Origin of the sequence: Caulobacter sp. FWC2, assembly GCF_002742625.1 — a bacterium.
Classification (GTDB): Bacteria; Pseudomonadota; Alphaproteobacteria; order Caulobacterales; family Caulobacteraceae; genus Caulobacter.
Map to the genome: position 1 here is coordinate 4,187,725 of NZ_PEBF01000001.1, position 25,184 is coordinate 4,212,908.

Genomic DNA, 25,184 nt, shown 5'->3' on the forward strand with positions numbered 1-25,184 from the left:
TTGCGACTGCCCCAGGCCCGCCTCGACCAAGTTCTCGATCGCTTCCGCGAAGTGGAGGCGCGCATGGGCGCGGCCACCGACGGGACCGAGATCGTCAAGCTTTCCAAGGAGCACGCCGAGCTGCGCCCCGTGGCCGAGGCCGTTGAGCGCCTGGCAAAGCTGTCGGCCGAGCGCGCCGAGCTGGACGTCATGGCCGCCGATCCCGAGATGGCCGACATGGTCAAGGACGAGATCCAGGCGCTGGACGACAAGCTGCCGGCCCTCGAACACGACCTGGCTCTGATGCTGGCGCCGAAGGACAAGGACGAGAACGCCTCGGCCATCCTGGAAGTGCGCGCCGGCACCGGCGGCGACGAAGCGGCCCTGTTCGCCGGCGACCTTTTCCGCATGTACCAGCGCTACGCCACGCTGCAGGGCTGGCGGGTCGAGGTCGACAGCATCTCGGAAGGCGAGATGGGCGGCTTCAAGGAAATCGTCGCCTCTATCACCGGCGACGGCGTGTTCGGTCGGCTGAAATTCGAGAGCGGCGTGCACCGGGTGCAGCGCGTGCCGGCCACCGAGGCGCAAGGCCGCATCCACACCTCGGCCGCCACCGTCGCGGTGCTGCCCGAGGCCGAGGACGTCGAGATCGACATCAAGGAAAGCGATCTGCGGATCGACACCTACCGCTCGTCCGGCGCGGGCGGCCAGCACGTCAACAAGACTGACTCGGCCGTGCGCATCACCCACTTGCCAACGGGCGTGGTGGTGACCAGCTCGGAAAAGAGCCAGCACCAGAACCGCGCCAAGGCGATGAAGAACCTGAAGGCGCGCCTCTACGACATGCAGCGTCAGGCGCTGGACAGCGCCCGCTCCGAGGCTCGCAAGAGCCAGGTCGGCAGCGGCGATCGGTCCGAGCGCATCCGCACCTACAACTTCCCGCAGGGCCGGGTGACCGACCACCGGATCAACCTGACCCTCTACAACCTGTCGCGGATCATCGAGGGCGACGCCCTGGACGACGTGATCAACCCGCTGATCGCCGAGGATCAGGCCGAGCGCCTGGCCAGCCTCGAAGAAAGCTTCGGCTGATGGCTTGGACCCGGACCTACGACGAGGACGAGCCCCAGCGGGTCAACAAGTGGCTGGCCCAGAGCGGCGTGTGCTCGCGCCGCGAGGCCGAAGCACTGATCTCCGAAGGGCTGGTGTCGATCGACGGTGAAGTGGTCGAGGACATGGGCCGCAAGATCCTGCCCGGCCAGACCCTGACCCTGGCCGACCGGGCCACGGCCAAGCTCGATTCCACCTTCACCTACATGATCCACAAGCCGGTGGGCGTGGTCTCGTCCCAACCGGATCCCGGCCAGGTTCCGGCCGCCCGCCTGCTGACCCGCCAGAACATCTGGGGCGGGGTACCGGCGCCGATCCCTCAGTCGGGCGACCTGCTGCCGCCGATCGGGCGCCTGGACAAGGACTCGCGCGGCCTGCTGCTGCTGTCCCAGGACGGCGTCGTGGCCAAGGCCGTGATCGGCCCGCAGTCGGACCTGGAAAAGGAATACCGCGTCGCCGTCATGGGCGAGCTGACCGAGGAGAAGCTGGAGCTGCTCCGCTTCGGCCTGGAGCTGGACGGCCGCGAACTGCGCCCGGCCGAGGTCGAGGTCATCTCCGACCAGCGCCTGCGCATCGTCCTGCGCGAAGGTCGCAACCGCCAGATCCGCCGCATGTGCGAACTGGTCGAACTGAAGGTCGTCGACCTGTTCCGCGTCAGGATCGGCCCCCTGACCCTGGGCGAGATGCCGGAGGGCCGCTGGCGCCCCTTGACCGGCGAAGAGCGCGCGGCGTTGATCGCGGGGTAGGCCGCGTCCGAAGGGCGGCGGGAGGGAAACCATGCGCACCCGAGACGCCCTCCTGGCCGAGGTCAATGCCGAGTTGCCGGACTTCGACTGGGCCGAGGGCGCGCGGCGGTATCTGGATGGGTTCTTCGCCCAGTATTCGCGCGAGCAGATCGAGGCCTTCGTGGCCACCAAGCCGCTGGCGGCGATCACGCCGGAAGATCCGGCCGGCAGCCTGGCCGAGGTGGTCAGCTACCTGAACCACTTCGCCAACACGATCCACCTGCTGGCGCTGCCGCGCGGCGCTCGCGTGCTGGACGTGGCCTGCGGGCCCGGCTGGGTGTCGCACTGGCTGACGCGACTGGGCTACGCGACGACCGGCGTCGACATCTCGACTCAATTCGTGGACCTGGCCCGCCAGCGTCTGGCCGACGATCCCTACCTGGCCTTGTCCGCCGAGCAGCTGGAGGCGATGTTCGCCACGGTCGATCTGGAACGCGAGGCGCTACCGCCTCAACTGGAGGGGACCTTCGACGCGGCGATCCTGGAATCGTGCCTGCACCACTTCGTCGACCCGATCGCGGCGCTGGAAAACATCCGGCGTGGTCTCAAGCCTGATGGCGTGGTGCTGATCATCGAGAGCGACAACCGCCAGGGTCCGATCCGCGATGACTACATGCGGGTGATGCTGGAGACCCAGACCCTGGAGCGGCCGTACTCGCGCGGCCAGCTGCTGGAGATCTTGGCCCATGCGGGCTTTCCCGCCGTCGAGTTCTTCGGCGCGGTCAACGGCTTCTTCGCCCAGAGCGGCCAAACAGGCTACGATCTCAGCGCGGCCCTGGCCCGCATCACCGCTGACGCCAATATCTGCCTGTGCGCCACGAATGAGGCGGCGCTGGCGCGGATCGTCCCGTCGCGGGCGGTCGCCCCGGCCGAACCGCCGCCGATCGACGCTGGCATGGCCCTGGCCACGCGGCTGCGCGACCGGACGCCCGCCTGGGCGCGGCCGCTGCTGCGTCCGTTCGGGCGGATGCTGCTGGCGCTGCGGCGCTAGGGCGTGGTGACCTTACTGTAGGGGATGAACGGACCCAGCATCACGAAGCTCGTCTCGCTGAAGCGAGCCGCGGTCATGGTGTCGTGGTGGCACAGCCGCGCCCCGACGGTGCGGCTGGTCAGGGTCGAATCCCACTCCAGCTCGGACGCGCCGGCGTCGGGCCGGTTCACATAGAGCGCGCCGCCCGGCATCCGGTAGAGGATGGCGGTGCGGTCGATGATCTCGACGGTCTCGGCGCTCCTCGGATCGATGCAGTCCAACGGCGCGGCGGCGACGCGGCCCGCGAGGGCCTCTGCCAGCTTGGCCTCGCCCTTCGGATGGGGCTTGGGCGCCGCCCAGGCCGATGGCGCTGCGATCAGCAGGGCGGCGGCCATCAGGCCGGACAACAAGGGTCGCATAGGAGCACTCCAACTGCGGGCGTGACCCAAAGCTGACCTCGCCGAATCCCTGACGTCAAGGTTGAAGCAGTGGGGCGCGCCTAGGCCCTGGCGGCCGGCTTGCGCCGCCGGGGCACGCGGACCACGGCCTCGCCGTCCATGATCAGGTCCTCGCCGACATAGCCGGCGCAGCGCAGGGTGACGCGGGCGCTCTCGGCGTCGATAGCCGCGACGGTGACGCGGGCGGTGACGACGTCGTCTATGCGCACCGGGCGGTGAAAGGCCAGGGTCTGGGACAGGTAGATCGCGCCGGCGCCGGGCAGGATGGTGCCGACCACCGCCGACCCGAACGACGCCGACAGCAGGCCGTGGGCGATCCGCCCGCGATAGGCGGTCCTGGCGGCGAAGGCCTCGTCCATGTGCACGGGATTGAAGTCGTCGGAAGCCTCGGCGAACAGGCCGATACGCGCTTCGGTGACGGGGACGTGCTTTTCGGCGGTCATCCCGACGGACAGTTCGTCCAGGATATAGCCGCCCGAGGGGTGAGGTCCGATCATCCCACGCCGTTAGCCGTCATGACGCGCCGTGGAAAGCGAAAACTCTTGCGTTCAGGGCTTTGGCTTGGCGTAGGGCACGAAGTCGCCGAGGTTCACGAAGCCCCGTTGGAAGCGCGACAGCGAGTCGACCAGGGTCACGACGTCGATGTTGCAGAGCTGCGCGGTGACCGTCTTGGTGACCAGGATGTCATCCCGACGAAGGTCTTCGGCGCCGCCGCGCGGACGGTTCACATAGAGGCGGCCGCCGGGGCCTTTGTAGACAATGGCCGTGCCGTCGATGATCTCGCTGCCCTCGGCGGCGCGCAGGTTGATGCAGTGGACCGGCTTGCCGGGCGCGCGGCCCTCCAGAAGCTTGGCGAGCTTGGCCTCGCCTTCCGGGTTGGGGCGGTCGGCGGCCACAGCCCCCGACGCCGCGAGAACGAGAACCGCCGACAGGCCCAGAACCATAGCGCGCATGGCGCTTACTCCCTATTCGGCCGCGAGAGTCTCCGCGGCGTTCGCGGCCTGGATCTCGGCCGCCTTCTTCTCAACGAGTTCGACGATGTGATCGATCATTCCGTCGTTGGATTGTTTGTGGTCGGGCTTGCCGGCCATGTAGACCATGCCCGACCCGGCCCCGCCGCCGGTGAAGCCGATGTCGGTCATCAGCGCCTCGCCTGGGCCGTTGACGACGCAGCCGATGATCGACAGCGACATGGGCGTCGAGATGTGGGCCAGCCGAGCCTCAAGCGCTTCCACGGTCTTGATGACGTCATAGCCCTGACGGGCGCACGACGGACAGGCGATGATGTTGACGCCCCGATGGCGCAGGCCCAGCGACTTGAGGATGTCGAAGCCGACCTTGATCTCCTCGACGGGATCGGCCGCCAGCGACACCCGGATGGTGTCGCCGATGCCGGCCCACAGCATCGAGCCGATGCCGATCGAGGACTTCACCGTGCCGGTTCGCAGGGCCCCGGCCTCGGTGACGCCCAGGTGCAGCGGGCAGTCGATGGCCTCGGCCAGCTGGTAGTAGGCGGCCACGGTCATGAACGGATCGGACGCCTTCACCGAGATCTTGAACTCGTGGAAGTCGTGGTCCTGCAGGATACGGGCGTGGTTCAGGGCGCTCTCGACCATCGCCTCGGGGCACGGCTCGCCGTACTTCTCCAGCAGCTCGCGCTCCAGCGAGCCGGCGTTGACGCCGATCCGCATCGAGCAGCCATGGTCGCGGGCGGCCTGGATCACGTCACGAACGCGGTCGGCGCTGCCGATATTGCCCGGATTGATCCGCAGGCAGGCCGCCCCGGCCTGGGCCGCCTCGATGCCGCGCTTGTAGTGGAAGTGGATGTCGGCCACGAGCGGGACCTTGGCCTCGCGGGCGATGGTCTTGAACGCGGCCGTGCTATCGGTGTCGGGACAGCTGACGCGGACGATGTCGGCCCCGGCTTCCTCCAGCTGACGGATCTGCTCCAGCGTGGCGGCGGCGTCGCTGGTCAGGGTGTTGGTCATCGACTGGACGGTGATCGGCGCGTCGCCGCCCACCTCGACATTGCCGACGCGGATCTTGCGCGATTGCCGGCGCGTGATCATGCGCCAGGGACGGACGTGGGTGTGATCTGCGGCCATGGGGCTAATTTAGAGGGTGTTGGGGCCGGATAGAAGGCCCCACCGATCCTGCCTCCGATTTCGCGGCTCCCGAACCCCGCGTACCCCTCCTCCGCTCTCCCCGGCGAAAGCCGGGGAGATCGGTTTTGGTTAAGGCCTCGGAAGCGCCACCGCATCCACCGGCGCGGGCGGCGCCGGCGGGATCAGCTTGGCCACCGGCGTCTGGTTCGAGGTCAGGCGGCTGGTCAGGCGGCCATTGTAGTAGACCTCAAAAAGGCTCGGCTCGACCACGTCGAGGATCAGGCCCGGCGTGCGCGGCGCGCGATAGGCGTCGCCGGCCGAGAGCCAGCGGGTCATGTGGATCGTGCCGTCCGCGCGGCGCACGGTCAGGGCCCCGGCCTTGCGGGCCTGGATCAGCACGCCCGAGCCCTCGGCCGGCGTCGCGCCCAGCACCTGGCCCTTGAGCTTGAACGGCGAGCCCACCACGAACTGGGTGGCCGGATCGATGACGCCGGCCTTGGCGTCGGACGCGGCGCGCGCCTTGGAGGCGGCGTTGGCGGCGTCGACCGAACCGCCGTTGGCGGCGGCGTCGTCGAGCCCTGGCGTCTTGTAGGGATCGGGCGTGGTCGACTCGACCGGAGCCGGCAGCGGCGAGCCCAGGGCGACCTGGCTGTTGGCGGCGTGGGACTGCACCTGGGTGGAGACGGCGGCCGGAGCGACCTGCGCCGGCGGCTCTTCCTTGGTGATGGCGCGCTGGGCGACGTTCCAGAGCAGGATGGCGCCGACCACCAGCAAGCCGCCGGCGAAGATCAGGGCCAGGCGCGGGTCGCGCTCGCGGCGCACGCCGACCGGGGCGCGCAGTTCCGCGCCCTCGTCGGGACAGTCGGCCTTGAAGCGCGCCACGGCCGCCTCGGCGTCCAGGCCCAGCAGGCCGGCATAGGCGCGGACATAACCGATGGTGAACGGGCGCGAGGGCAGGTCGTCGAGGCGCATGTCCTCGATAGCCTCGATATAGGTCTGGCGGATGCGGGTGGCGTCGGCGACGTCCTGGGTGGTCAGGCCACGGAACTGGCGCGCGGCTTTCAGGGCCAGCCCGATGTCGGCGGCTTCGTCCAGCGAAGGTTGCGCGACGGCGATCGGCGTATCGTCCGCATCAGCGTCCGTGACGAGATGCAAACGCCTCACGTTGCCCGTATCCAGCGGCATGTCGACTAAAAGCCCCCAACAACTCGCGCCGCGCGCGAAGCGCGGAGCCCCCCAATTCCGTATCACACGGAATTCTTAACAACTGTTTGTGGATATCAAACTAAGTAGCGGGATTCAATGTACTAAACGGTGACGCTTGGTTAACGGCCAAGCTTTCGTCACACCGCAACGTACAGCTTTCTCGCCAGAGTCTCGATTTCCCCCCGCAGCGATCCGCCGGAGCCCTTCAGCAAGGCCTCGACATTGCGCCGGGCGGCCTCGCGATCGCACGACAGGACCATCTGCTTGACGGGTCCGATGCCGGCCGGCGGCATGGAAAGGGCCTCGAAACCGAGGGCCACCAGGGTGAAGGCCTCCAGCGGACGGCCCGCCATCTCGCCGCAGACGGAGACTGGCGTGCCGGTGTCGGCGCAGGCCTGCTGGATGGTCTTCAAGGCGCGCAGAGCGGCCGGCGACAGCGGGTCGTAGCGGTCCGAGACCTTCGGATTGCCCCGGTCGGCGGCGAACAGGTACTGCATCAGGTCGTTGGTGCCGACCGAAACAAAGTCGGTCATCGGCAGTAGTGCGTCCAGATGCCACAGCAGCGACGGGGCCTCGATCATCGCTCCGACATCCAGGCGCGAGGGCGCGGGGCGGCCGCGCTTCAGCGCCCAGGCCACTTCCTGGTCGACGAACGAGCGCGCGGCGCGGAACTCGTCGACATTGGCCACGAGCGGGAACATGACCTTCAGCGGCCGGCCGGCGGCGGCCTTGATCAGGGCGCGGATCTGCATGCGCAGCAGGGCCGGACGATCGAGGCCCATGCGCACGGCGCGCCAGCCCAGCGCTGGATTGTCCTCGCGCTCCAGCTCCATGTACGGCAGCAGCTTGTCGCCGCCGAGATCGAGCGTCCGGAAGGTCACCGGCATGCCGTTAGCGGCCTCCAGCACCTTTTCGTAGAGCGCCGTCTGGGCCTCCAGACGCGGTAGCTCCTCGGCGACCATGAACTGGAACTCGGTGCGGAACAGGCCAATGCCCTCCGCCCCGGTCTCGGCCAGAATGTCGAGATCGACCGCCAGGCCGGCGTTCATCAGCAGGGTGATCTTGGCCCCGTCCTTGGTGATCGGCGGGGTGTCGCGCAGGCGGGCGAACTCGGCCTTGCGCTGGGCGCGGACCTCCATCCGGGCCCGCAGCGCCTTGACGACGTCCGGACGCGGGCGAAGCCAGGCCTCGGCGGTCTCGGCGTCGACCACGACGGGGTCGCCTTCGCTGAGCCTGTCGCGCAGGCCGGCCAGGCGGCCGACGCACGGGATGTCCAGCGCCCGGGCCACGATGCCCGCGTGGCTGGCGGCCGAGCCTTCCTCGAGCAGGATGCCCTTCAGCTTGGTGCGGTCGTATTCCAGCAGGTCGGCCGGCCCCAGGTTGCGGGCGATCAGGATGGCGTCGTCCGGCAGCTTGCGCACGGCGTGGACGTCGCCCGACAGGTGGCGCAGCAGCCGGTCGTTGAGGTCTTCCAGGTCGTGCAGCCGCTCGCGCAGATAGGGGTCGCGGGCCTGGCCCAGGCGGGCGCGGTGCTCGGAGCGCACGCGCTCGACGGCGGCCTCGGCGGTCAGGCCCGAGCGCACGGCCTCCTGCAGCGACCGGTTCCAGCCCCGGTCGTGGGCGAACAGGCGGTAGGTCTCCAGCACCTCGTACGACGCGCCGACCAGGCCGTGCTGGCCCTCCAGCATCTGGTCGATCTGGGTCTGCAGCGCCTCGATGGCGTAGGACAGCCGCGCTTCCTCGGCCAGGGCGTCGTCGGACAGCAGGGTCTCGGGCGCGACCGGCTGCTCGTGCAGCACCGCCACGCCGTAAGCCAGACCTTCGGCGAAGCGCGAACCCTTCAGCCGCTCGGGCTTGTGCGGCGCCAGCTCGACGTCCTTGAGCTCGTCGGCGCCCAGAAGCTCGCTGGAGCTGACCATCTCGGCCAGCACCATGGCGATGATCTGGAGGTCCTCGACCTCCTCCTCGTCATAGGTGCGCTCGGTGCGATTCTGGACGACCAGCACGCCGATCGCCCGGCCGCCGCGCAGCAGCGGCACGGCTAGGAAGGCGTGGTAGGGATCTTCGCCCGTTTCCGGACGGTATGAGAACTGCGGATGGCTGGCGGCGTCGGACAGGTTCAGCGGCCGGCCCAGGCGCATGGTCTCGCCGACCAGGCCTTCGCCCGGCTTCATCCGGGTGACGTGCACGGCTTCGCGCGACAGGCCCTCGGTGGCGAACAGTTCGAGATCGCCGGAAGCGCGGCGCAGATAGATGGAGCAGACCTCGGCGACCATCGAGATGGCGATGGTGCGCACCACCATGTCGAGCTTGGCCTGGGCGGGACCGCCGCCGGCCATGGCCTCGCGTATCTGCCGCAGCAGGCTGCGTGGTCCTCGAACGGCGATGCCGGATGCCGCCATGACGCCTTTACGCGCTCCCTCTCCCTGGAACCGGTGTAGCCCAGCTTGAAGCGCCAAGGGTTAAGGCCGGTCCAAGCCTTCCAGATGGGGGCTACAGCAGATTCCGCCAGCGCGATAGCCGGCGCGGACAACCGAACGGCGATTAGGTGCGACGGCACGAAAAAGCGCCGCCCCGATCAGGGGCGGCGCAGGTTAGCTCGCTCGAGGAGGGATCATGACACGAGCGGCCTAGAGGCGGGGCCTAGCGGCGATAGCCGTAGGCGTAACGGGCGTCGTAACGGTCGTTGCGGTAGACGCCGCGATCGTAGGCGTAGCGATTGTCGTGGCCGTAGCGGTTGTCGCTGTAGCGGGGCACGGTCCGGTACGCCTGGCTGTAGCGACGGTCGTACTTGTCCTTGGCGGTCGTCGCGCCCAGGGCCGCGCCGGCGACGGCGCCGATGGCGACCGCCTCGCCCTTGCCTTTACCCAGGGCCGCGCCGGCGACGCCGCCGATCAGGGCGCCAACGATGGCGCGATCGGTCTTCTCGCCCGCGAAGGCGGCGGTGGCGGGGGCGACCAGCGCGCCGGTGATGGCGACGGCGACGATGGTCTTGGTGAACTTGCCGATGGTCTTCATGGCAGGGCTCCTATTCCAGAAGCGTCGCCCCCTTTCCCGAAACTGAGACTGGGCGGCGCTGTTGATGTCCGTTGTAGGACCCCGCGCTTGAACCTGATCTGAACCGCGCTGTTCAGGTTCGCTTCATGTTGAGAAAAAGGTTCAGGCCGCCGCCAGGGCCGTTTTCGGCGGCCGATGCAGTCGCACCGACCACAGCACGCCGGCCAGCATCAGCACGATCGCGGCGGTCTCCAGCCCGCGCGGCCACCGCCCCTCGTGCAGGAACCCGTAGAGCAGCGCGAACAGCGTCTCGAACACGATCAGCTGGCCCGACAGGCTGAGCGGCAGCAGGCGGCTGGCGGCGTTCCACAGACCGTTGCCGATCACCGACGCGCCGATCGCCACCGCGAAACTGACCATCCAGAACCAGCCCCAGGCGGGGGGCGCGTGGACCTTGCCGCCCAAGGCGAAGGCGGGGATCACCAGCACCAGCGACAGCAGGCCGGTGGCTAGGCCCGTCAGCAGCGACCATTCGTGGCTGTTGAACTTCGGCGTCGCGGCCAGGCGGCGGGCGTTCCAGACGGCGTAGGCGGTCCACATGGCCAGAGCCAGGGTCGCGCCCAGCACGCCGACAACCTGCCGGCTGAGGCCGACGCCCTGGCCTTGCGTGAACACCGAAACATTGATGCAGACCCCGCCCGCCACGACCAGCGCCAGCGGCAAGGCCAGGCGGCGGAGCGGAACGCCCTGCCCCGGCTTTGCGCCAACCAGGGTCACCGTCACCGGCAAGAGCCCGATGATCAGCGAGGCCAGGGCGACGCCCGCGCTCTGCACCGCGACCGACAGGCCGACATAGTAGATCAGGTTGCCCAGCAGGCTCAGCGCGGCCAGATCGCGCCAGTCCTTGACAGTCATCTTGCCCGTCACGGTCCGCCAACTCGGCGCCAGCAGCACAGCCGAGGCCAGGCCGTAGGCGATGTAGCGCCCCGCCGTCATCTGCAGCGGCGTGAAGTCGGCCAGCAGCTTCGGCGCCAGAAACACCCCACCCCAGAACGCGCCGGCGATCAGGCCGAACAGCAGGCCGAGAAGGAGGTTGCGGGAGGGGGTCATAAGTTTGGCATAGCAGAGCTATGGCGGCTTAGCGCCTTCCCTTCCCTCCCTTGAGGGAAAGAAGCTTAGCCGTGCCCCGGCAGGCTCAGCGGCTCGTCTGCGTCGGCGACCAGCTTGCGGGCCTGCTCCAGCGCCGCGTCGATGTCGTTCTCGATGAACTCGACCTCGAGGTCGGTCAGCGGGTGCGGGGCGGCGACAACGTTGCGGAGATAGGCGCGCTTCTCGGCCTCGGTCATGGTCCACCAGCCGACGGTGTGACCTTCCTCGATGACCGCGTCGCCCATGGCCAGCAGGTCGTCGGTGTCGAAGATCGGCTGGCCGGGCTTTTCCGGGAACCACTGGCCGTCGTCCGGCAGGGCCTGGTCCAGCTGGTTCAGCAGCTTCGCCAGCCACGGGCTGATCAGCAGCGGCTTCTCATAGCCGTCACCGAACTTGGCGCGCAGCAACAGGTCGTAGAGCAGGTCCAGACCGGCGTCGCCGTGGAAGGTGACGGTCTTGGCGTCGGGATCGAACTTGAAGACGTCGGACATGGCGATTCTCAGCGGCTGCGGCGTCTTCTTAACGTCACAACACGACGTTTCGGCAACGGCGAATGTTGGCGAAGCCGCTAAAGCTGATCCAGTCCGTACACCGCGTGCAGCGCGCGCACGGCCAGTTCGGTATAGGCCGCGTCGATCAGGACCGAGATCTTGATCTCCGAGGTCGAGATGACCTGGATGTTGATGTTCTTTTCGGCCAGGGCCTGGAACATCGACTGGGCGACGCCGGCGTGGCTGCGCATGCCGACGCCGATCACCGAGACCTTGGCGACGTCCTCGTTGACCGCGACGTCCTCGAAGCCGATCTCGTCACGGGCGGCCTGGACGATTTCCACGGCGCGGGCGGCGTCACGCTTGCCGACCGTGAACTCCATGTTAGCGGTCGCGGCGCTGCGGGCGCGCGACTGCACGATCATGTCGACATTGACGTTGGCGTCGGCGAGACGGCCGAAGATCTGCGAGGACACGCCCGGGTGATCGGGCAGGCCCAGCAGGGTGATCTTGGCTTCGTCGCGGCTGTAGGCGACGCCCGAGACGATGCGCTTTTCCATGATTTCTTCCTCGTCGCAGACGATCGTACCTTGGCCCGGGGCTTCGCCCGGTTCGACGAAACTCGACAGCACCCGCACCGGGACGCGATGGGCCATGGCCATCTCGACCGAGCGGGTCTGCAGCACCTTGGCCCCCAGCGAGGCCATTTCAAGCATCTCTTCGTAGCTGATCTTGGCCAGGCGCTTGGCCTTGCTCTCGATCCGCGGGTCGGTCGTGTAGACGCCGTCCACGTCCGTATAGATGTCGCAAGCGCCCTTGACGGCGGCGGCGATGGCCACGGCGGAGGTGTCCGAGCCGCCCCGGCCCAGGGTGGTGATGCGCTGGTTCGAGGTCACGCCCTGGAAGCCGGCGATGACGGCGATCTCGCCGCTCGCGAAGCAGGCTTCCAGATTGGCGGGCGGAATGTCCTCGATACGGGCGCGGCCATGGGCCTCGTCCGTGATGATCGGCACCTGCCAGCCCAGGAACGAGCGGGCCTTGTGGCCCATGTTGCGCAGGGTCATGGCCAGCAGGCCGGCGGTCACCTGCTCGCCCGAGGCGACGATGGCGTCGTATTCGTCGTCCGACTCGGGAAGCCCTTGGGCGGCGCGGCCCGCGCCGTCGGTCCAGGCGACCAGTTCATTGGTCTTGCCCGACATGGCCGAGACGACCACCGCCACCTGCTTGCCCGTCGCCACCTCGGCCGCGACCAGACGCGCCACCCGACGGATGCGCTCCAGGTCGGCCACCGACGTGCCGCCGAACTTCATCACCAACCGAGACACGTGCCTGTCACCTCGAAAACCGGTCAATTCTTGCGCGGAAGGCGGCGCAACGCCCCCGCTCGCGCAAGCCGCCGCCTTCTAGCGACCTTGATGCGGCGCCGCAATGCCGCCGGCTGTTATTTTCGGGACGCCGAAACGTCCGGGACCGGCGGAACCGTGAACGCCACCACCTGGCGGGTGGCGCGGTTGACGCCCCACAGCGTGCGCCTGGCGTGAGGGTCCCCGCTTCGATCCCAGGCGATGGCCTGGACCTCGACCGGAATCGACAAGGTCGTCACCAGGTCCAGCGTCGCCCCGCCCTCGGTGGGAATCGCCAGGGCATACATTTCGGGCCGGTCGTGGCCGGTGACATAGAGCAGGCCGTCGTCACCGAACCCGCCGCCCGAGCAGCTATAGGGCGCCATGCGCTCCAGCACCGCCGCCGGCAGGGCCCAGGCCCCAACGCGCCGCCACTGGTCGTCGAACTTCACCAGGGTGGTCCAGCGATGGTCGCGCCCGGGCTCCCCACCCTTGGCGTCGTAGTTGGCGAACATCGCCCACCAGAAGCCGTCGTGGCGGTCGACCCATGTCAGCGAGCCGATCCCCGGCCCCAGCGGCACGGTCCGCTTGTGGGTCATCTTCACCGGATCGAACAGCTCGACGGCGCTGTTCTGGGGCACGCTGGGATAGTTCGAGCCCGCGCAGACCAGGTCCTTGCCGACGATCAGGCAGGCGTTCAGGTGCTTGAAACGCACCGGGTCGCCCGTCCACTCGGTCTGCTTGACGCCCGTGGCCTTGTCGTAGCGGGCGATCCTGCCGTTATCGATGGCGTAGAGGTGGGTCTTGTCGACCGCCACGCCCTGGTTGGCCTCGGGCGCGTCCAGGCGGCGCATTTCCACGGTTTTCAGGGCAGGCTCCTGGGCCACGGCGGGCGCAGCGAGGGCGGCCAGCATGGCGGCAAGGAACAAGGACTTCATCGGCTTTCCCTAGAACGACGGGGCGGACCCTAGCCCGCGCGCCTTCGTCGCTCTAGATTGGCTTCATGACGGATACCACCTCCACGCCCTCCTGGAGCATCGACCCCGCCGACGTGGCGCGGTTCTCGGCCATCGCCGCCGAGTGGTGGGATCCCAAGGGCAAGTTCGCGCCGCTGCACGTGTTCAACCCCTGCCGCCTGGCTTTCATCCGCGAAGAGGCCCTGGCGCGGTTTGACCGCGACGGAACGCTGCGCCAGCCGTTCGAGGGCCTCTCTCTGCTCGACATCGGCTGCGGCGGCGGCCTGCTGTCCGAGCCCATGGCGCGGCTGGGCTTCGCGGTCACCGCCATCGACGCCTCGGAGAAGAACATCAAGACGGCCGCGACCCACGCGTCCGAGCAGGGGCTTGAGATCGGCTACCGTCCGGCGACCGCCGAGCAGCTGCTGGCCGAGGGCGCGGGTCCGTTCGACGTCGTCCTGACCATGGAGGTCATCGAGCATGTCGCCGATCCGGGCGAGTTCCTGCGCACCTGCGCCAAGCTGCTCAAGCCTGGCGGCCTGATGATCGTCGCCACCCTGAACCGGACGCTGAAGGCCCTGGCCCTAGCCAAGATCGGCGCCGAATACGTGCTGCGTTGGGTGCCCCCGGGCACCCACGACTGGAAGCAGTTCCTCAAGCCCGAAGAGCTGCGCGCCTTCCTGGCCGGCGAACCGGTCGAGATGCAGGGGCCGTTCGGCGTGTCCTACAATCCGCTGACGGGACGGTGGCGTCGGTCGGCCGATTCCGACATCAACTACATGATGACCGTCACCAGAGGTTGAAACGAAGCTGAGCCGGGAACTTCGGCCCGAGGCGGGGCTTCTCTCCGCACAGGGACTTGAACTCGGATTGGCGACCCAACGATCGGGGGGTCGGCCGTCGATCCGTTCTAGAGGGAACGGAGACTTCTCATGACTTCCAAGACCATCGCCGCGCTGCTCGCGACGACCGTGGCGTTTGGCGCGATCGCGCCCGCTTTCGCCCAGGATTCCGCGTACCAGCGCAGCCTTCAGAACTACGACGCTCAGCGCTCCAACTACTACGACAAGGTCGCCGAGTATCAGGACCGCCAGGACGCCTATGAGCGCGACCGCGCCAACTACGTCCAGGCCCGCGAGGACTATGATCGTCGCTACGGCCGCGGCGCCTATGACCGTCGCTATCCGACCTATGCGACGCGCTACACCACGACCCAGTATCGTGAGAGCGCCGCCTACTATTCCGAGCAGGCCGCGTTCGAACGGGCCCGCGCCAACTATGAGCGCGCCCGCTACGACTATGACCGCCGCAATGGCGACGGCGCCTATGACCGCCGCCATCCCCGTGACGCCGACCGCTTCCGCACCAGCGGCGTGAGCTACGCCTCGGGCTCGAGCTACGATCCGGGCCGCCAGCAGTGGGAGCGTGATCGCGACCGCTACACCTCGGCCCGCGATAGCTATGATCGCCGCTACGGCAATGGCGCCTATGACCGCCGCAATCCGGGCGAGGGCTCGCGCTTCGCCGCGCCCTATGCCGGCGCCTACAGCATCGACACCAACGCCAACGTCGCGTCGCCGAACGACTGCCGTCAGGACGCCAAGCGGAACGCCACCGTTGGCGGCGTGATCGGCGCCCTGGCCGGCGGCGTGTTGGGCTCGAACGTCGCCGCCCGCAACGCTCGTCCGGAAGGCACCGTGCTGGGCGCCCTGGTCGGCGCCGGTGTCGGCGCGGCCGTGGGTAACGCCTCGGCCAAGTGCGACACGCGCGGCAACTACTACAGCTACGAGCAGACCCAGCCGTACCGCTACAGCGATGGCCGCACCGCCACCGCCAGCGAGCGCTGCCGTCTGGCCCCGGCGCCCACCGAATACAACGGCCGCGTCGAGACCCGTTACATCCGCGTCTGTCCCGACGCCGACGGTCGCTATCGCGTCGAGGGCTAGTCGTTCGAAGCCGTAAGACCCGAGCTGACGGTCGACTTGCCGACAAATTGGCAACCGACCGTCAGCTTGGGCGTTTACGCACCGAGGGATCTTACAAAAGCAATTAATCGGAGAGCCCGCCATGCGCGCCCGCCTGAAGACCATCGTCCTGGCCACCGTCGTCGGTTTCACCGTCAGCAGCGTGGCCATCACCGCCGCCGAAGCCCAGAACCGCCGTGAGCGCGTCCTGGTCTGCAACAAGTCCAAGGCCAAGAACGGCGCCATCATCGGCGGTCTCGGCGGCGCCCTGCTCGGCAACACCGTCGCCGGCCATGGCAACAAGACCGAAGGCGCCCTGCTGGGCGCTGGCGTCGGCGCCGTCGCCGGTCACGAGATCGGCAAGAACAAGAAGAAGTGCCACTACGAGTACCGCTACCGCTAAAAGCGCGCGGTCACGGACAGACAAAAGGGCGTCGGATCGAAAGGTCCGGCGCCCTTCGTGTTTGGGCCTTTAAGACGACCTTGAGACTTGGCGGCGACCCTTGGGGCGATGGCGCAGTCCGAGCTCCCAATGCCCTCCGGGCCCAAGACCGACCGCCGCGTGCTGCTGGCGGCGCTGCTAGCGATGTTCGCCCTGCTCAGCGTGATGGTGGCGCGCAACCTGACGCTCCAGCCCGCCGGCGTCGACTTCCTGTGCTTCTGGAACGGCGGGCGCGTGGCCCTGGCCGAACCCTCCCGCCTCTACGACTTCCAGTACCTATCTGAACGCCAGGGCCTGAGCGCGGCCGACGGGGTGCTGCGGCCCTACATCAACCCGCCCTCTGCCCTGCTGCTGTTCGCGCCGCTGTCGAAACTGCCTTTCATGGCCAGCTACTTGACGCTGATGGTGCTGAGCCTGGGGGTCATGGCGACGGCGGCGGCGCGTATCCGCGCGCCTTGGTGGCAGGTGCTGCTGCCGACGGTGGCGTTCGCCGTCTTCTGCGGCCAACTCAGCCCGCTGATCGCCGGCCTGGTCGTGCTGGGCCTGTCGTTCCGAGAGCGGCCCTCGATCGCGGGCCTGTTGTTTGCTATCGCCGCGTCGATCAAGCCGCAACTGCTGGTCCTGCTGCCGATCGCCCTGGCCGCCCAAGGCCAGTGGCGGACCATCCTGTTCACCGGCGGGTGGGGCCTGCTGATCTGCACGGCTTCGGCCGGCCTGTTCGGGCTTCAGGCCTGGATCGACTGGCTCGCCGCCCTGCCACGCTTCAACCGGATCGTGGCGGAGCAAGGCCTGCTGGACACCGCCATCACCCCCTATGCGAAGCTGACGGCCCTGGGCCTGAACGGCGCCTGGGCCTATCTGCTGGCGCCCGCTGTGCTGTGGGGCGTGTGGACGGCCTTCCGACGCGACGCTGTCTGGCCCGATCAGCTCATCGCGCTGCTGGGCGGAGCGCTGCTGATCTCGCCCTACGCCATGAACTACGAGCTGGCCCTGCTGGCCCCGGCGGTCGCGGCCTATGTCGCGCGGATAAAGGATCGCCGGTGGCTGGCCTACGCGGTCGCGGCGGCGGTCTATGGATTGAACATCTCGGCCGGCGCGCTGTCGCTGATCGCGGCCTTGATCCTGCCCGTGCTGGGCGGGGACCTTCAGTTCACGTCGGTCTTCTTCGGCGCGGGCGGCGGCAGGGGCGCGACGCGCACGCCGTCCTCGACCAGCGCCTTGACCTCGGTGGGCGACGCCTCGCCGTAGATGCCGCGCTCTTCCGACGTGCCCTCGTGGATGGCGCGGGCCTCCTTGGCGAAGGCGTCGCCGACATAGTCGAAGTTGTCCTCGACGTGCCGCCGGACCTCGCCCAGGGCCGTCATCATCATCTCGCGCGCCTTGGGGTCGATCGCGGGCGCCGAGCTCTGCGCCTTCGTCCCGGCCACGGCCGGGGCCATGATCTGCTTGGAGACGCCGCGCGAGCCGCAGATCGGACAGTCGACAAGGCCGCGCGCGGACTGGTCGTCATAGTCCGACGACGAACCGAACCAGCCCTCGAACTCATGGGCCGCGTCGCACTGAAGCGCGTACTTGATCATGGGCTATAGATGGCGAGCTTTACGGCCCGACGAAAGGCCTGGCGTTCTGGAGGACCGGGATCGCCGCCCGCGCCGACAGGGCGGCGGACAGTTCGAGGTCGGCCATCAGCACGCCGGGCTCGTCGTGGTCAAGCTTGGCGATCACCTCGCCCCAGGGCCCGACGACGATCGAGCGGCCCCAGGTGCCGCGACCGTCCTCATGGAAACCGCCTTGGGCGGCGGCGATGACGAACGAGCCGGTCTCGATGGCGCGCGCCCGCAGCAGCACGTCCCAGTGCGCCTCGCCCGTCGGACGGGTGAAGGCGGCCGGCGCGGTGATCACCGTCGCGCCCGCCAGCGCCAGGGCGCGGTGCAGCGCTGGGAAGCGCATGTCGTAGCAGATGGTCAGGCCGAACCTGGCGAGCGGCGTCTCGACGACCACGGCCTTGTCGCCGGGCGTGTAGGTCGCAGACTCCCGCGCCGTCTCTCCGGTGGGCAAGTCCACGTCGAACATGTGCAGCTTGTCGTAGGTGGCGACGATCGCGCCGGTCGGATCGATCACGACCTGGCGGTTGGCCGCCTTGCCATCTTCACGCCGGACCAGCGCCGAGCCGACGTCGATCCACGTCCCGGTCTCGGCCGCGATCTCGCGCAGACCGCTCACGACCGGATCGTCCTCCAGCGCTGTCAGGGTCGGGAGCAGCTTGCTCCGATCCTTCTGCAGCACGTTGGTGCATTCGGGGGTCAGCACGAACTGGGCGCCCTGCCCGATCGCCTCGCGAACCAGCGGCGCGACATGGGCCAGCGCCGCCGCGTGGGTCGCGGGCGTCCGGGTCTGGATCAGACCGACCTTCAGCGTCATGCGGCCAGCATCTGGTCCAGCTTGCCCTCGCGCTCGAGGGCCATCATGTCGTCGCAGCCGCCGATGTGCTGCTCGCCGATGAAGATCTGCGGGAAGGTGGTGCGGCCCGAACGGTCCATCATCTCCTGGCGCAGCTTGGGATCCATGCCGGCCTCGACCTCGGTGAAGTCGGCGCCCTTATCGGTCAGCAGAGCCAGAGCCCGGGCGCAGTAGCCGCAGAACGGACGGGTGTAGATGGTGATATGAGCCATGAAACGGTCGCTACCCTGGTGTTGTGCGTCCTCATATAGGACGCGCCTGCATTTCTGTAACGCGGGCGACGACGGAAAGCGTCACCGACGCGGCCCCGGCCGCCAGAAGCGCTCGCGCGCAGCCTTCCGCCGTGGCTCCGGTGGTCAACACGTCATCAATCAGAACGATCCGCCGGCCGACAACCCGGTGGCGCCGCGCCTCGGGGACGGCGAAAGCGGCCGCCACATTGCGCCGCCGGCCCGAGGCCGACTTGCCGCCCTGGCTGTCGGTGTCGCGCTTGCGGATCAGGACGTCGGGCAGATAGGCCAAGCCCGCCATCCGGGCCAGCGGCCGGGCGATCTCGGCGGCTTGGTTGTAGCGGCGGCTCAGCATCCGCGTACGGTGGACGGGCACGGGGACCACCGCCTCCCCCTCTGCCAGCAGGTCCACCGAGGCTCGCGACAGCCAGCGCGCGAACAGGCCGGCCAGGTCGGTGCGGTCGGCGTGCTTCAGCTTCAGGATCAGTTCGCGCGAGTGCTCGTCATAGACGCAGGCCGCGCGGCAGCGCTGGAACGCCTTGGGCTTGGCCTGGCAGCCTGGGCAGCGCTCAGCCTGCTCGTAAGCCATGGCCAAGCCGCAGCCATCGCACACCGGATCGTCCAGAAAGGTGAGTTTCGAAAAGGCGCTGGCGGTCAGCCCTCCACTGAGCGCGGCCTCTCCGTCCAGGCTCGATGGCGGCAAAAGCAGATCGAGCACGCTGCGCCCGAACCCAAACATGAGAGGTCCGGCTTTCCAGAACCGTTCGGAGTCGCCATGTTCCGCGCGCAATGACCGCCTCTCCCCTGCTCTTCGACCGCGCGCTGCATCGCGCCCGCCTCGACCGCGCCGCGCCGGGCTACGCCGCCGCCGACTTTCTCAAGGCCCGCGTGGCCCAGGACGTGGTCATGCGGCTGGAGACGATCCTGCGACGCTTTCCGGTCGCCGTCGACCTCGGCGCGAGAAACGGCCATTTTTTCAAAGCCTTGAGCGACAGCGACGCCCGCGCCAACATCGACACCCTGATCGAGGCGGATCTCTCGGAACGAATGTTAGGCGGCAGCGAAGCCCTGCGCCTGGTCGCCGACGAGGAGCGCCTGCCGTTCGGCGACGCGACCCTGGACCTGGTGGTCTCCACGCTCGCGCTGCACTGGACCAACGATCTGGTCGGCGCCCTGATCCAGATCCGCCGGGCGCTTAGGCCCGACGGCCTGTTCCTGGGCGCGATCTTCGGCGGGGCCACCCTGACCGAGCTGCGCCAATGCCTGCTGGCCGCCGAGGCCGAGCTGACCGACGGCGCGTCGATGCGGGTCTCGCCGTTCGCCGACGCCATCGACGCGGCCGGCCTGCTGCAGCGGGCCGGCTTTGCCTTGCCCGTCGCCGACGTCGACCGCGTCAAGGTCCGCTACGCCCATCCGATCAAGCTGCTGCAGGACCTGCGGGCTATGGGCGAGACCAGCGTGCTGCTGGACCGCTCGCGCAAGCCGCTCGGCCGCAAGGTGCTGTTGCGGGCCATGGAGCTCTATGTCGAAAGGTTCGCCGAGGCCGATGGCCGGGTGCCGGCGACGTTTGAGATCGTCTCGGTGACGGGCTGGGCGCCGCATGACAGCCAGCAGAAGCCGCTGCGGCCGGGCTCGGCCAAGATGCGCCTGGCCGATGCGCTGGGCGCCAAGGAAGAGTCGGCGGGCGAGAAGCCTGCGCCCTAGGTGCCGATGGCCTCGGAGGCCTTGCCCAGCGCCTTGTTGGTGGCGGCGCTGAACGCCGTCATGCCGCCCACGAGGATCAGGGCGATCAGTCCGATGATGAGGCCGTATTCGATCGCGGTCGCGCCGGACTCATCGGTCCAGAAACGCTTCACAACAGATCGCGCAGCCATGCCACGAGGGGCTCGTCCGCCGGCGGCATCGGGTAGTCCGCAAGCTTGTCTGGTTTCACCCATGCCAGGCCCTCATGCTCCTTGCGCGTCACTTGGCCTTCCCAGCGGCGCAGCAGGTAGAGTGGCATCATGAGGTGAAAAGAGTCGTAACCGTGGGATGCGAAAACGAACGGCGCGAGGCAGGCCTGGGCGACCTTGATGCCCAGCTCCTCGTCCAGCTCGCGGATCAGGCATTCCTCGGGGGTCTCGCCCGGTTCGACCTTGCCGCCCGGGAACTCCCAAAGGCCGGCCAACGACTTGCCCTGAGGCCGCTGACAGATCAGCACGCGTCCGTCGACATCGATCAGGGCGGCGGCGGCGACGAGGACGATCGGCTTGGTCATGGGCCGGGTTTGGCGCGGCCTTCCGACGCTGGCAAGGGGCGCAACCTCCGCCTTCCTTGACTTTTGCACTGCAACAAGCGATATGCACCTCGCGCCCCATTGGCGCTATCGGTGCTCCAGCCGCGTGACGGTCCGTTTCCGGACCAGCCTGTCGAGCGCCCTGAAGAGATTCTCATTAGATCGCCCGTGCACGCGGGGCGCTCCCCCGACGACCAGCCGAGGGGCCAGCCGTGCGAGGACGCATGAGCTGTTTTTCGGCGCACGAAAGACAAAACACACGTGACTCAATTTTCTGACCTTGGCCTGGCCAAGCCGCTGCTGAAGGCCCTTGCCGAGAAGGGCTACAAGGAGCCGACGCCGATCCAGGCCCAGGCCATCCCGGTGGTGCTGCAAGGCAAGGACCTGCTGGGCATCGCCCAGACCGGCACCGGCAAGACCGCCGCCTTCGCCCTGCCTATCCTGCAACGCCTGGCCGAGAACCGCATGCCGGCCCCGCGCCGCGGCTTCCGCTGCCTGGTGCTGTCGCCGACCCGCGAACTGGCCACCCAGATCGCCGACAACTTCAAGGCCTACGCCGTCCACATGGGCCTGTCGGTCCACACCATCTATGGCGGCGTGAAGTACGGCCCGCAGATGAAGGCCCTGGCGGGCGGCATCGACGTGCTGGTCGCCACCCCCGGCCGCCTGATGGACCACATGGCCGAGAAGTCGGCCAGCGTCTCGGGCGTCGAGATCTTCGTGCTCGACGAAGCCGACCAGATGCTGGACCTGGGCTTCGTGGTGCCGATCCGCAAGATCGCCGCCCAGATGTCCAAGAACCGCCAGAACCTGTTCTTCTCGGCCACCATGCCGACTGAGATCGGCAAGCTGGCCGCCGAACTGCTGAAGGATCCGGTGCAGGTCTCGGTCGCCCCGCAAGCCACCACCGTGGAACGCATCGACCAGCGCGTCCTGTTCATCGAGGCGCAACGCAAGCGTCCGCTGCTGGCCGAGATCCTGGCCGAGCCGGGCGTCGATCGTACGATCGTCTTCACCCGCACCAAGCGCGGCGCCGACCGCGTGGCCAAGTATCTGAACGCCGCCGGCATCGAGGCCGCCTCGATCCACGGCGACAAGACCCAGGGCCAGCGCGAGCGCGCCCTGGCCGCCTTCAAGGCCGGCGAGATGCGGGCCCTGGTGGCGACCGACATCGCCGCGCGCGGCATCGACGTCAACGACGTCAGCCACGTCATCAACTACGAGTTGCCCAATGTGCCGGAGGCCTATGTCCACCGGATCGGCCGCACCGCCCGCAAGGGCAAGGACGGCATCGCCATCAGCTTCTGCGCCGATGACGAACGCAGCCTGCTGAAGGACATCCAGAAGGCCACCCGCCAGGTGATCCCGACCTTCGACCGTCGCAACGACAAGGCCCTGGCCGCCGCCGCGGCCGTCGCCGACAAGCTGGCGCCGCCGGAGAAGTACGTCGATCCGCGCAAGGCCGATCCGCGCAACGACGTCCCGTCGGAACTGCGCCGTCAACGCCCCCGGGGCCGCAACGGTGGCGGCGGTGGCGGTGGCGGCGGCGGTGGACGCTCCGCCGGCGGACAATCGGCTCAGGGCAAGGGCCCGCAGCGTCAGGGTCAAGGCCGCGGTCAGGGCCAAGACCAGAAGGCCGGGGCTCCCCGAAACGAGTTCCGCGGCCCCAAGCCCGCAGCCGCTGCGCCCGAAAAGCGCTGGTCCCCGATCGATTAATCCTCATTTCGAACAAGCAGTTGCGCCCGGAGAGCCTTTCGCGTTCTCCGGGCGCTTCCGTATGAGCGCCCGCCAAAGCGGCGCTTGAATCCACGCCCTCTATAGGTTCACCTTGTCCAGGGCCGGTCGTAAGACCGGATGGGGGAACCGCGAATGGGCGAGGGCAAACCGCGCGCCGCGCCTGTGCTGACCAGACTCGCCGGCGGTGTGATGGCCGAGCGGGTGCGCGCCTTCGACTGGTCCCAGACCTCCATCGGTCCCCGCGACGCCTGGTCGCCCAGCCTGCGCATGGCCGTGGACATGATCCTGGCCACCAACTTTCCGATGGCCCTGCGCTGGGGACCGGACCTCGTTCTGATCTATAACGACGCCTACGCCCCTGCCCTGCGCGAGCGGCATCCCGAGACGCTGGGCGCGCGGCTGGACCAGACCTCGCCCGACTTCCAGGCCTCGATCCGCGCCTTCCACGAGGACATCCTGGCCGGAACCAGCGGCGGCTTCGCCTTCGAGAAGCTGCCCCTGAAGGTGACGCGCGGCGGGGTCCAGGAGATCAGCTACTTCACCATCAGCTACAGCCCCGTCCCCGATGCGACCGCGCCGAACGGCGTCGGCGGGGTTCTGGTCACGGCGGTGGAGGTCTCGCAGTCCTTGGCCGCCGAGCAGACCCTGCGCACCACCCAGGAGCGCTACGAGATGGCGCGCGACGTCGCCGGGGTGGTCGGGGCCTGGGAGTGGGACATCCAGGCCAATAAGGTCTATGCCGACGCCCGCTACGCCGAGCTGCACAACGTATCGCCCGAATTCGCCGAGGCCGGCCTGCCGGTGCAGAGCTACACACCGGCCGTCCATCCCGACGACTGGCCCGCCGTTCGCGACACCGCCGTGAAGGCGGCCAACGAGGGAGGCGACTTCTCGTACGAATACCGCCTGGTGCAGGCGGACGGCTCGATCCGCTGGGTCTATACGCGCGGCCGGGCCTATCTGGGCGACGACGGCCAGCCGTCTCGTAACACCGGCGTCATCGTCGACATCACCGAGCGCAAGTCGGTCGAGGCCGAGCTCGCCGCCGCGCGCATGGATCTGGATCTCGCCGCCCAGGCCGCCGGCATGGGTCGCTGGGATCACAAGCCCCATATCGGCCAGCGCTTCTGGGACCCCCGCGCCCGCTCGATCTTCGGCCTGTCGCCTGACGAGGCGCCCTCGCAGGAGACCTTCGAGCGGCTGCTGCATCCGGACGATCGGCAAAGGGTCCGCGCGGCCGTGGCGGCCGCCACGGATCCGTCCGGCAGCGGCGCGATCAACCTCGAATATCGCATCCACCGCAACGACGACGGCGCCCTGCGCTGGGTGGAGATCTCCGGCCGCGCCTTCTTCGAGAGCGGCCAATGCGTGCGCTTCGTCGGCGTCGTTTCGGACGTCACCGAGCGCCGCGAAGCGGTAGACCGCGAGCGGCGTCAGGAAGAGACCCTGCGCCAGGCCGTCGACGCCGCCGACGTCGGCACCTGGGACCTCGACCTGGACACCGGCGTGCTCACCTTTTCCGACCGCTGCTACCAGATGTTCGGCCTCACGCTGGACCAGCCGGTGGATCGCGAGACCGTCTACGGGCTGATCCATCCGGCCGACTCCGATCGCGTGCGCGACACGACCAGGCGGGCCGTGGATCCTGACCTCCGCGCCGACTACGCCGTCGAGTATCGCGTCATCGGCCGCGACGACCATGTCGAACGGTGGCTGGGCGCGAAGGGCAAGGTGTTCTTCGGCGACGACGACAAGCCGCACCGTATCGTCGGCGCCCTGGTCAACATCACCGAGCGCAAGCGCGCCGAGCTGCACCTACGCCTGCTGGTCAACGAGTTGAACCACCGGGTGAAGAACAGCCTGGCCACCATCCAGGCCATCGCCGCCCAGAGCTTCAATGGCGCCCATGCGCTGGACCAGGCGCGGGAGGCGTTCTCTAACCGCATCGTCGCCCTCTCCGAGGCCCACGACCTGCTGACCCGCGAGAACTGGGAAGGCGCCGAGTTGCACGACGTCACGGCCCGCCTGGCCGCCCTGCACGGGGGGGCCGACCGTTTCGAACTGAGCGGGCCGTCGGTCCGCCTGTCGCCCAAGACCGCCCTGTCGCTGTCGATGGCGCTACACGAGCTGGCCACCAACGCCATGAAGTACGGGGCGCTGTCGACGCCGGAGGGCCAGGTCCGCGTCGCCTGGGACCTGGCGCCCGAGCAGGGGCCGGCGCGACTGGACCTGACCTGGGTCGAACGCGGCGGTCCGCCGGTCAGCGTCCCCACCCGTCGCGGCTTCGGCTCGCGCCTGATCCAGCGCGGCCTGGCGGCGGAGCTGTCCGGCTCGGCGGCGATCGATTTCCACCCCGACGGCGTGGTCTGCCGGATCAGGGCCTTGCTGGAGGCGTGAACTAGCGCCCCCTCCGTCACGACGCGTATCCGCATCGCGCCACCTCCCCCGTTTCACGGGTGAGGACAAGCCGACTTTCTCCTCCCTCGCTTGCGGGGGAGGTGGATCGGCGCCGATGGGCGACGAGACG

The 25,184-nt window shown here is 68.6% G+C and carries 27 protein-coding genes and 1 pseudogene; 11 read left to right on the forward strand and 17 right to left on the reverse strand.

The features are described 5' to 3' along the window. From prfA to CSW62_RS19875, 3 genes are read left to right on the forward strand one after another with little or no spacing between them, the layout of a single operon-like run. Positions 1-1,071 (forward strand): peptide chain release factor 1, encoded by a 1,071-nt coding sequence (prfA, locus tag CSW62_RS19865; RefSeq protein WP_099580803.1) that lies wholly within the window; start codon positions 1-3, stop codon positions 1,069-1,071. Next, positions 1,071-1,835, forward strand: coding sequence for a pseudouridine synthase (locus CSW62_RS19870; protein WP_099580805.1), 765 nt, complete (start codon positions 1,071-1,073; stop codon positions 1,833-1,835). The genes prfA and CSW62_RS19870 overlap by 1 nt, the downstream gene beginning before the upstream one ends. A 31-nt stretch (positions 1,836-1,866) precedes the next feature. Continuing rightward, complete coding sequence (locus tag CSW62_RS19875) at positions 1,867-2,865, forward strand: bifunctional 2-polyprenyl-6-hydroxyphenol methylase/3-demethylubiquinol 3-O-methyltransferase UbiG (RefSeq protein ID WP_099580807.1); 999 nt, start codon at positions 1,867-1,869, stop codon at positions 2,863-2,865. Here CSW62_RS19875 and CSW62_RS19880 read toward each other — a convergent pair. The 11 genes from CSW62_RS19880 to CSW62_RS19930 form a co-directional block, all read right to left on the reverse strand. Further along, a complete protein-coding gene (locus tag CSW62_RS19880; RefSeq protein ID WP_099580809.1) occupies positions 2,862-3,263 on the reverse strand; it encodes a hypothetical protein in 402 nt (133 codons plus the stop codon). The genes CSW62_RS19875 and CSW62_RS19880 overlap by 4 nt on opposite strands. A gap of 80 nt (positions 3,264-3,343) precedes the next feature. Beyond that, positions 3,344-3,799 (reverse strand): MaoC family dehydratase, encoded by a 456-nt coding sequence (locus CSW62_RS19885; RefSeq protein ID WP_099580811.1) that lies wholly within the window; start codon positions 3,797-3,799, stop codon positions 3,344-3,346. 51 nt (positions 3,800-3,850) lie between these two features. Continuing rightward, positions 3,851-4,255, reverse strand: coding sequence for a hypothetical protein (locus CSW62_RS19890; RefSeq protein ID WP_099580813.1), 405 nt, complete (start codon positions 4,253-4,255; stop codon positions 3,851-3,853). Positions 4,256-4,267: 12 nt separating this feature from the next. Further along, positions 4,268-5,407 carry a flavodoxin-dependent (E)-4-hydroxy-3-methylbut-2-enyl-diphosphate synthase gene (ispG, locus tag CSW62_RS19895; protein ID WP_099580815.1) on the reverse strand — a complete coding sequence of 380 codons (1,140 nt, stop codon included), beginning with the start codon at positions 5,405-5,407 and terminating at the stop codon, positions 4,268-4,270. A 129-nt stretch (positions 5,408-5,536) separates the two neighbouring features. After that, entirely contained in the window at positions 5,537-6,592 is a 1,056-nt protein-coding gene (locus tag CSW62_RS19900) for a RodZ family helix-turn-helix domain-containing protein (protein ID WP_099580817.1), read from the reverse strand. A 158-nt stretch (positions 6,593-6,750) separates the two neighbouring features. Continuing rightward, positions 6,751-9,015, reverse strand: coding sequence for a phosphoenolpyruvate--protein phosphotransferase (gene ptsP, locus CSW62_RS19905; RefSeq protein WP_099580819.1), 2,265 nt, complete (start codon positions 9,013-9,015; stop codon positions 6,751-6,753). Between the two features lie 241 nt (positions 9,016-9,256). Then, positions 9,257-9,631: a hypothetical protein gene (locus tag CSW62_RS19910; protein ID WP_099580821.1), complete on the reverse strand. Its 375-nt coding sequence runs from the start codon at positions 9,629-9,631 to the stop codon at positions 9,257-9,259. Between the two features lie 141 nt (positions 9,632-9,772). Next, positions 9,773-10,720, reverse strand: a complete 948-nt coding sequence (locus tag CSW62_RS19915) for a DMT family transporter (protein ID WP_099580823.1) — start codon at positions 10,718-10,720, stop codon at positions 9,773-9,775. Between the two features lie 65 nt (positions 10,721-10,785). Next, a complete protein-coding gene (locus tag CSW62_RS19920) occupies positions 10,786-11,250 on the reverse strand; it encodes a hypothetical protein (protein WP_099580825.1) in 465 nt (154 codons plus the stop codon). Between the two features lie 77 nt (positions 11,251-11,327). Further along, complete coding sequence (locus tag CSW62_RS19925; protein WP_099580827.1) at positions 11,328-12,575, reverse strand: aspartate kinase; 1,248 nt, start codon at positions 12,573-12,575, stop codon at positions 11,328-11,330. A 116-nt stretch (positions 12,576-12,691) separates the two neighbouring features. Continuing rightward, positions 12,692-13,531 carry a hypothetical protein gene (locus tag CSW62_RS19930; RefSeq protein ID WP_099580829.1) on the reverse strand — a complete coding sequence of 280 codons (840 nt, stop codon included), beginning with the start codon at positions 13,529-13,531 and terminating at the stop codon, positions 12,692-12,694. Between the two features lie 65 nt (positions 13,532-13,596). On the opposite strand from CSW62_RS19930, the gene ubiG reads away from it, so the two are divergent. The 4 genes from ubiG to CSW62_RS19950 all read left to right on the forward strand — a co-directional run bounded on the left by ubiG (position 13,597) and on the right by CSW62_RS19950 (position 17,203). Then, positions 13,597-14,352 (forward strand): bifunctional 2-polyprenyl-6-hydroxyphenol methylase/3-demethylubiquinol 3-O-methyltransferase UbiG, encoded by a 756-nt coding sequence (gene ubiG / locus CSW62_RS19935; RefSeq protein WP_099580831.1) that lies wholly within the window; start codon positions 13,597-13,599, stop codon positions 14,350-14,352. A gap of 129 nt (positions 14,353-14,481) precedes the next feature. Continuing rightward, positions 14,482-15,495: a glycine zipper 2TM domain-containing protein gene (locus CSW62_RS19940; RefSeq protein ID WP_099580833.1), complete on the forward strand. Its 1,014-nt coding sequence runs from the start codon at positions 14,482-14,484 to the stop codon at positions 15,493-15,495. Positions 15,496-15,616: 121 nt separating this feature from the next. Beyond that, entirely contained in the window at positions 15,617-15,916 is a 300-nt protein-coding gene (locus CSW62_RS19945) for a glycine zipper 2TM domain-containing protein (RefSeq protein ID WP_099580835.1), read from the forward strand. 129 nt (positions 15,917-16,045) lie between these two features. Beyond that, on the forward strand, positions 16,046-17,203 hold the full coding sequence (locus tag CSW62_RS19950) for a glycosyltransferase family 87 protein (RefSeq protein WP_158235473.1): 1,158 nt from the start codon (positions 16,046-16,048) through the stop codon (positions 17,201-17,203). Here CSW62_RS19950 and CSW62_RS19955 read toward each other — a convergent pair. From CSW62_RS19955 to CSW62_RS19970, 4 genes are read right to left on the reverse strand one after another with little or no spacing between them, the layout of a single operon-like run. Further along, positions 17,101-17,535, reverse strand: coding sequence for a DUF1178 family protein (locus tag CSW62_RS19955; protein ID WP_099580839.1), 435 nt, complete (start codon positions 17,533-17,535; stop codon positions 17,101-17,103). The two genes, CSW62_RS19950 and CSW62_RS19955, sit on opposite strands and share 103 nt — an antisense overlap. A gap of 19 nt (positions 17,536-17,554) precedes the next feature. Beyond that, entirely contained in the window at positions 17,555-18,376 is an 822-nt protein-coding gene (locus CSW62_RS19960; protein WP_099580840.1) for a carbon-nitrogen hydrolase family protein, read from the reverse strand. Further along, positions 18,373-18,627: a glutaredoxin 3 gene (gene grxC, locus CSW62_RS19965; protein WP_099580842.1), complete on the reverse strand. Its 255-nt coding sequence runs from the start codon at positions 18,625-18,627 to the stop codon at positions 18,373-18,375. The genes CSW62_RS19960 and grxC overlap by 4 nt, the downstream gene beginning before the upstream one ends. 31 nt (positions 18,628-18,658) lie before the next feature. Then, positions 18,659-19,435: a ComF family protein gene (locus CSW62_RS19970; protein ID WP_099580844.1), complete on the reverse strand. Its 777-nt coding sequence runs from the start codon at positions 19,433-19,435 to the stop codon at positions 18,659-18,661. Here CSW62_RS19970 and CSW62_RS19975 point away from each other — a divergent pair. Beyond that, positions 19,435-20,349, forward strand: a complete 915-nt coding sequence (locus CSW62_RS19975; RefSeq protein WP_099580846.1) for a methyltransferase domain-containing protein — start codon at positions 19,435-19,437, stop codon at positions 20,347-20,349. The genes CSW62_RS19970 and CSW62_RS19975 overlap by 1 nt on opposite strands. Here CSW62_RS19975 and CSW62_RS19980 read toward each other — a convergent pair. Both CSW62_RS19980 and mutT read right to left on the reverse strand, forming a co-directional pair. Beyond that, the gene (locus CSW62_RS19980) at positions 20,346-20,501 is read right to left on the reverse strand and encodes a Flp family type IVb pilin (protein WP_369827505.1); all 156 of its coding nucleotides are present in this window, start codon (positions 20,499-20,501) and stop codon (positions 20,346-20,348) included. The genes CSW62_RS19975 and CSW62_RS19980 overlap by 4 nt on opposite strands. After that, positions 20,498-20,902 (reverse strand): 8-oxo-dGTP diphosphatase MutT, encoded by a 405-nt coding sequence (gene mutT / locus CSW62_RS19985; RefSeq protein ID WP_099580850.1) that lies wholly within the window; start codon positions 20,900-20,902, stop codon positions 20,498-20,500. The genes CSW62_RS19980 and mutT overlap by 4 nt, the downstream gene beginning before the upstream one ends. A gap of 279 nt (positions 20,903-21,181) precedes the next feature. Here mutT and CSW62_RS19990 point away from each other — a divergent pair, with 279 nt between their 5' ends. The 3 genes and pseudogenes from CSW62_RS19990 to CSW62_RS26220 all read left to right on the forward strand — a co-directional run. Next, complete coding sequence (locus tag CSW62_RS19990) at positions 21,182-22,636, forward strand: DEAD/DEAH box helicase (protein WP_099580851.1); 1,455 nt, start codon at positions 21,182-21,184, stop codon at positions 22,634-22,636. A 153-nt stretch (positions 22,637-22,789) separates the two neighbouring features. Next, positions 22,790-25,054, forward strand: a complete 2,265-nt coding sequence (locus CSW62_RS19995; RefSeq protein WP_099580853.1) for a PAS domain-containing protein — start codon at positions 22,790-22,792, stop codon at positions 25,052-25,054. A 5-nt stretch (positions 25,055-25,059) separates the two neighbouring features. Next, a pseudogene (locus tag CSW62_RS26220) lies at positions 25,060-25,179 on the forward strand (hypothetical protein); the annotation flags it as partial. Positions 25,180-25,184 lie beyond the last annotated feature (5 nt).

Coding starts and splice junctions, on each gene's coding strand:
- CSW62_RS19910 (WP_099580821.1), bottom strand. CDS start 9,631: ATGAAGACCATCGGCAAGTTCACCAAGACCATCGTCGCCGTCGCCATC.
- CSW62_RS19945 (WP_099580835.1), top strand. CDS start 15,617: ATGCGCGCCCGCCTGAAGACCATCGTCCTGGCCACCGTCGTCGGTTTC.
- CSW62_RS19880 (WP_099580809.1), bottom strand. CDS start 3,263: ATGCGACCCTTGTTGTCCGGCCTGATGGCCGCCGCCCTGCTGATCGCA.
- ptsP (WP_099580819.1), bottom strand. CDS start 9,015: ATGGCGGCATCCGGCATCGCCGTTCGAGGACCACGCAGCCTGCTGCGG.
- CSW62_RS19875 (WP_099580807.1), top strand. CDS start 1,867: ATGCGCACCCGAGACGCCCTCCTGGCCGAGGTCAATGCCGAGTTGCCG.
- ispG (WP_099580815.1), bottom strand. CDS start 5,407: ATGGCCGCAGATCACACCCACGTCCGTCCCTGGCGCATGATCACGCGC.
- CSW62_RS19975 (WP_099580846.1), top strand. CDS start 19,435: ATGACCGCCTCTCCCCTGCTCTTCGACCGCGCGCTGCATCGCGCCCGC.
- CSW62_RS19950 (WP_158235473.1), top strand. CDS start 16,046: ATGCCCTCCGGGCCCAAGACCGACCGCCGCGTGCTGCTGGCGGCGCTG.
- CSW62_RS19900 (WP_099580817.1), bottom strand. CDS start 6,592: ATGCCGCTGGATACGGGCAACGTGAGGCGTTTGCATCTCGTCACGGAC.
- mutT (WP_099580850.1), bottom strand. CDS start 20,902: ATGACCAAGCCGATCGTCCTCGTCGCCGCCGCCGCCCTGATCGATGTC.
- CSW62_RS19940 (WP_099580833.1), top strand. CDS start 14,482: ATGACTTCCAAGACCATCGCCGCGCTGCTCGCGACGACCGTGGCGTTT.
- grxC (WP_099580842.1), bottom strand. CDS start 18,627: ATGGCTCATATCACCATCTACACCCGTCCGTTCTGCGGCTACTGCGCC.
- CSW62_RS19890 (WP_099580813.1), bottom strand. CDS start 4,255: ATGCGCGCTATGGTTCTGGGCCTGTCGGCGGTTCTCGTTCTCGCGGCG.
- CSW62_RS19995 (WP_099580853.1), top strand. CDS start 22,790: ATGGGCGAGGGCAAACCGCGCGCCGCGCCTGTGCTGACCAGACTCGCC.
- CSW62_RS19920 (WP_099580825.1), bottom strand. CDS start 11,250: ATGTCCGACGTCTTCAAGTTCGATCCCGACGCCAAGACCGTCACCTTC.
- CSW62_RS19930 (WP_099580829.1), bottom strand. CDS start 13,531: ATGAAGTCCTTGTTCCTTGCCGCCATGCTGGCCGCCCTCGCTGCGCCC.
- CSW62_RS19885 (WP_099580811.1), bottom strand. CDS start 3,799: ATGATCGGACCTCACCCCTCGGGCGGCTATATCCTGGACGAACTGTCC.
- CSW62_RS19870 (WP_099580805.1), top strand. CDS start 1,071: ATGGCTTGGACCCGGACCTACGACGAGGACGAGCCCCAGCGGGTCAAC.
- CSW62_RS19915 (WP_099580823.1), bottom strand. CDS start 10,720: ATGACCCCCTCCCGCAACCTCCTTCTCGGCCTGCTGTTCGGCCTGATC.
- CSW62_RS19960 (WP_099580840.1), bottom strand. CDS start 18,376: ATGACGCTGAAGGTCGGTCTGATCCAGACCCGGACGCCCGCGACCCAC.
- CSW62_RS19955 (WP_099580839.1), bottom strand. CDS start 17,535: ATGATCAAGTACGCGCTTCAGTGCGACGCGGCCCATGAGTTCGAGGGC.
- ubiG (WP_099580831.1), top strand. CDS start 13,597: ATGACGGATACCACCTCCACGCCCTCCTGGAGCATCGACCCCGCCGAC.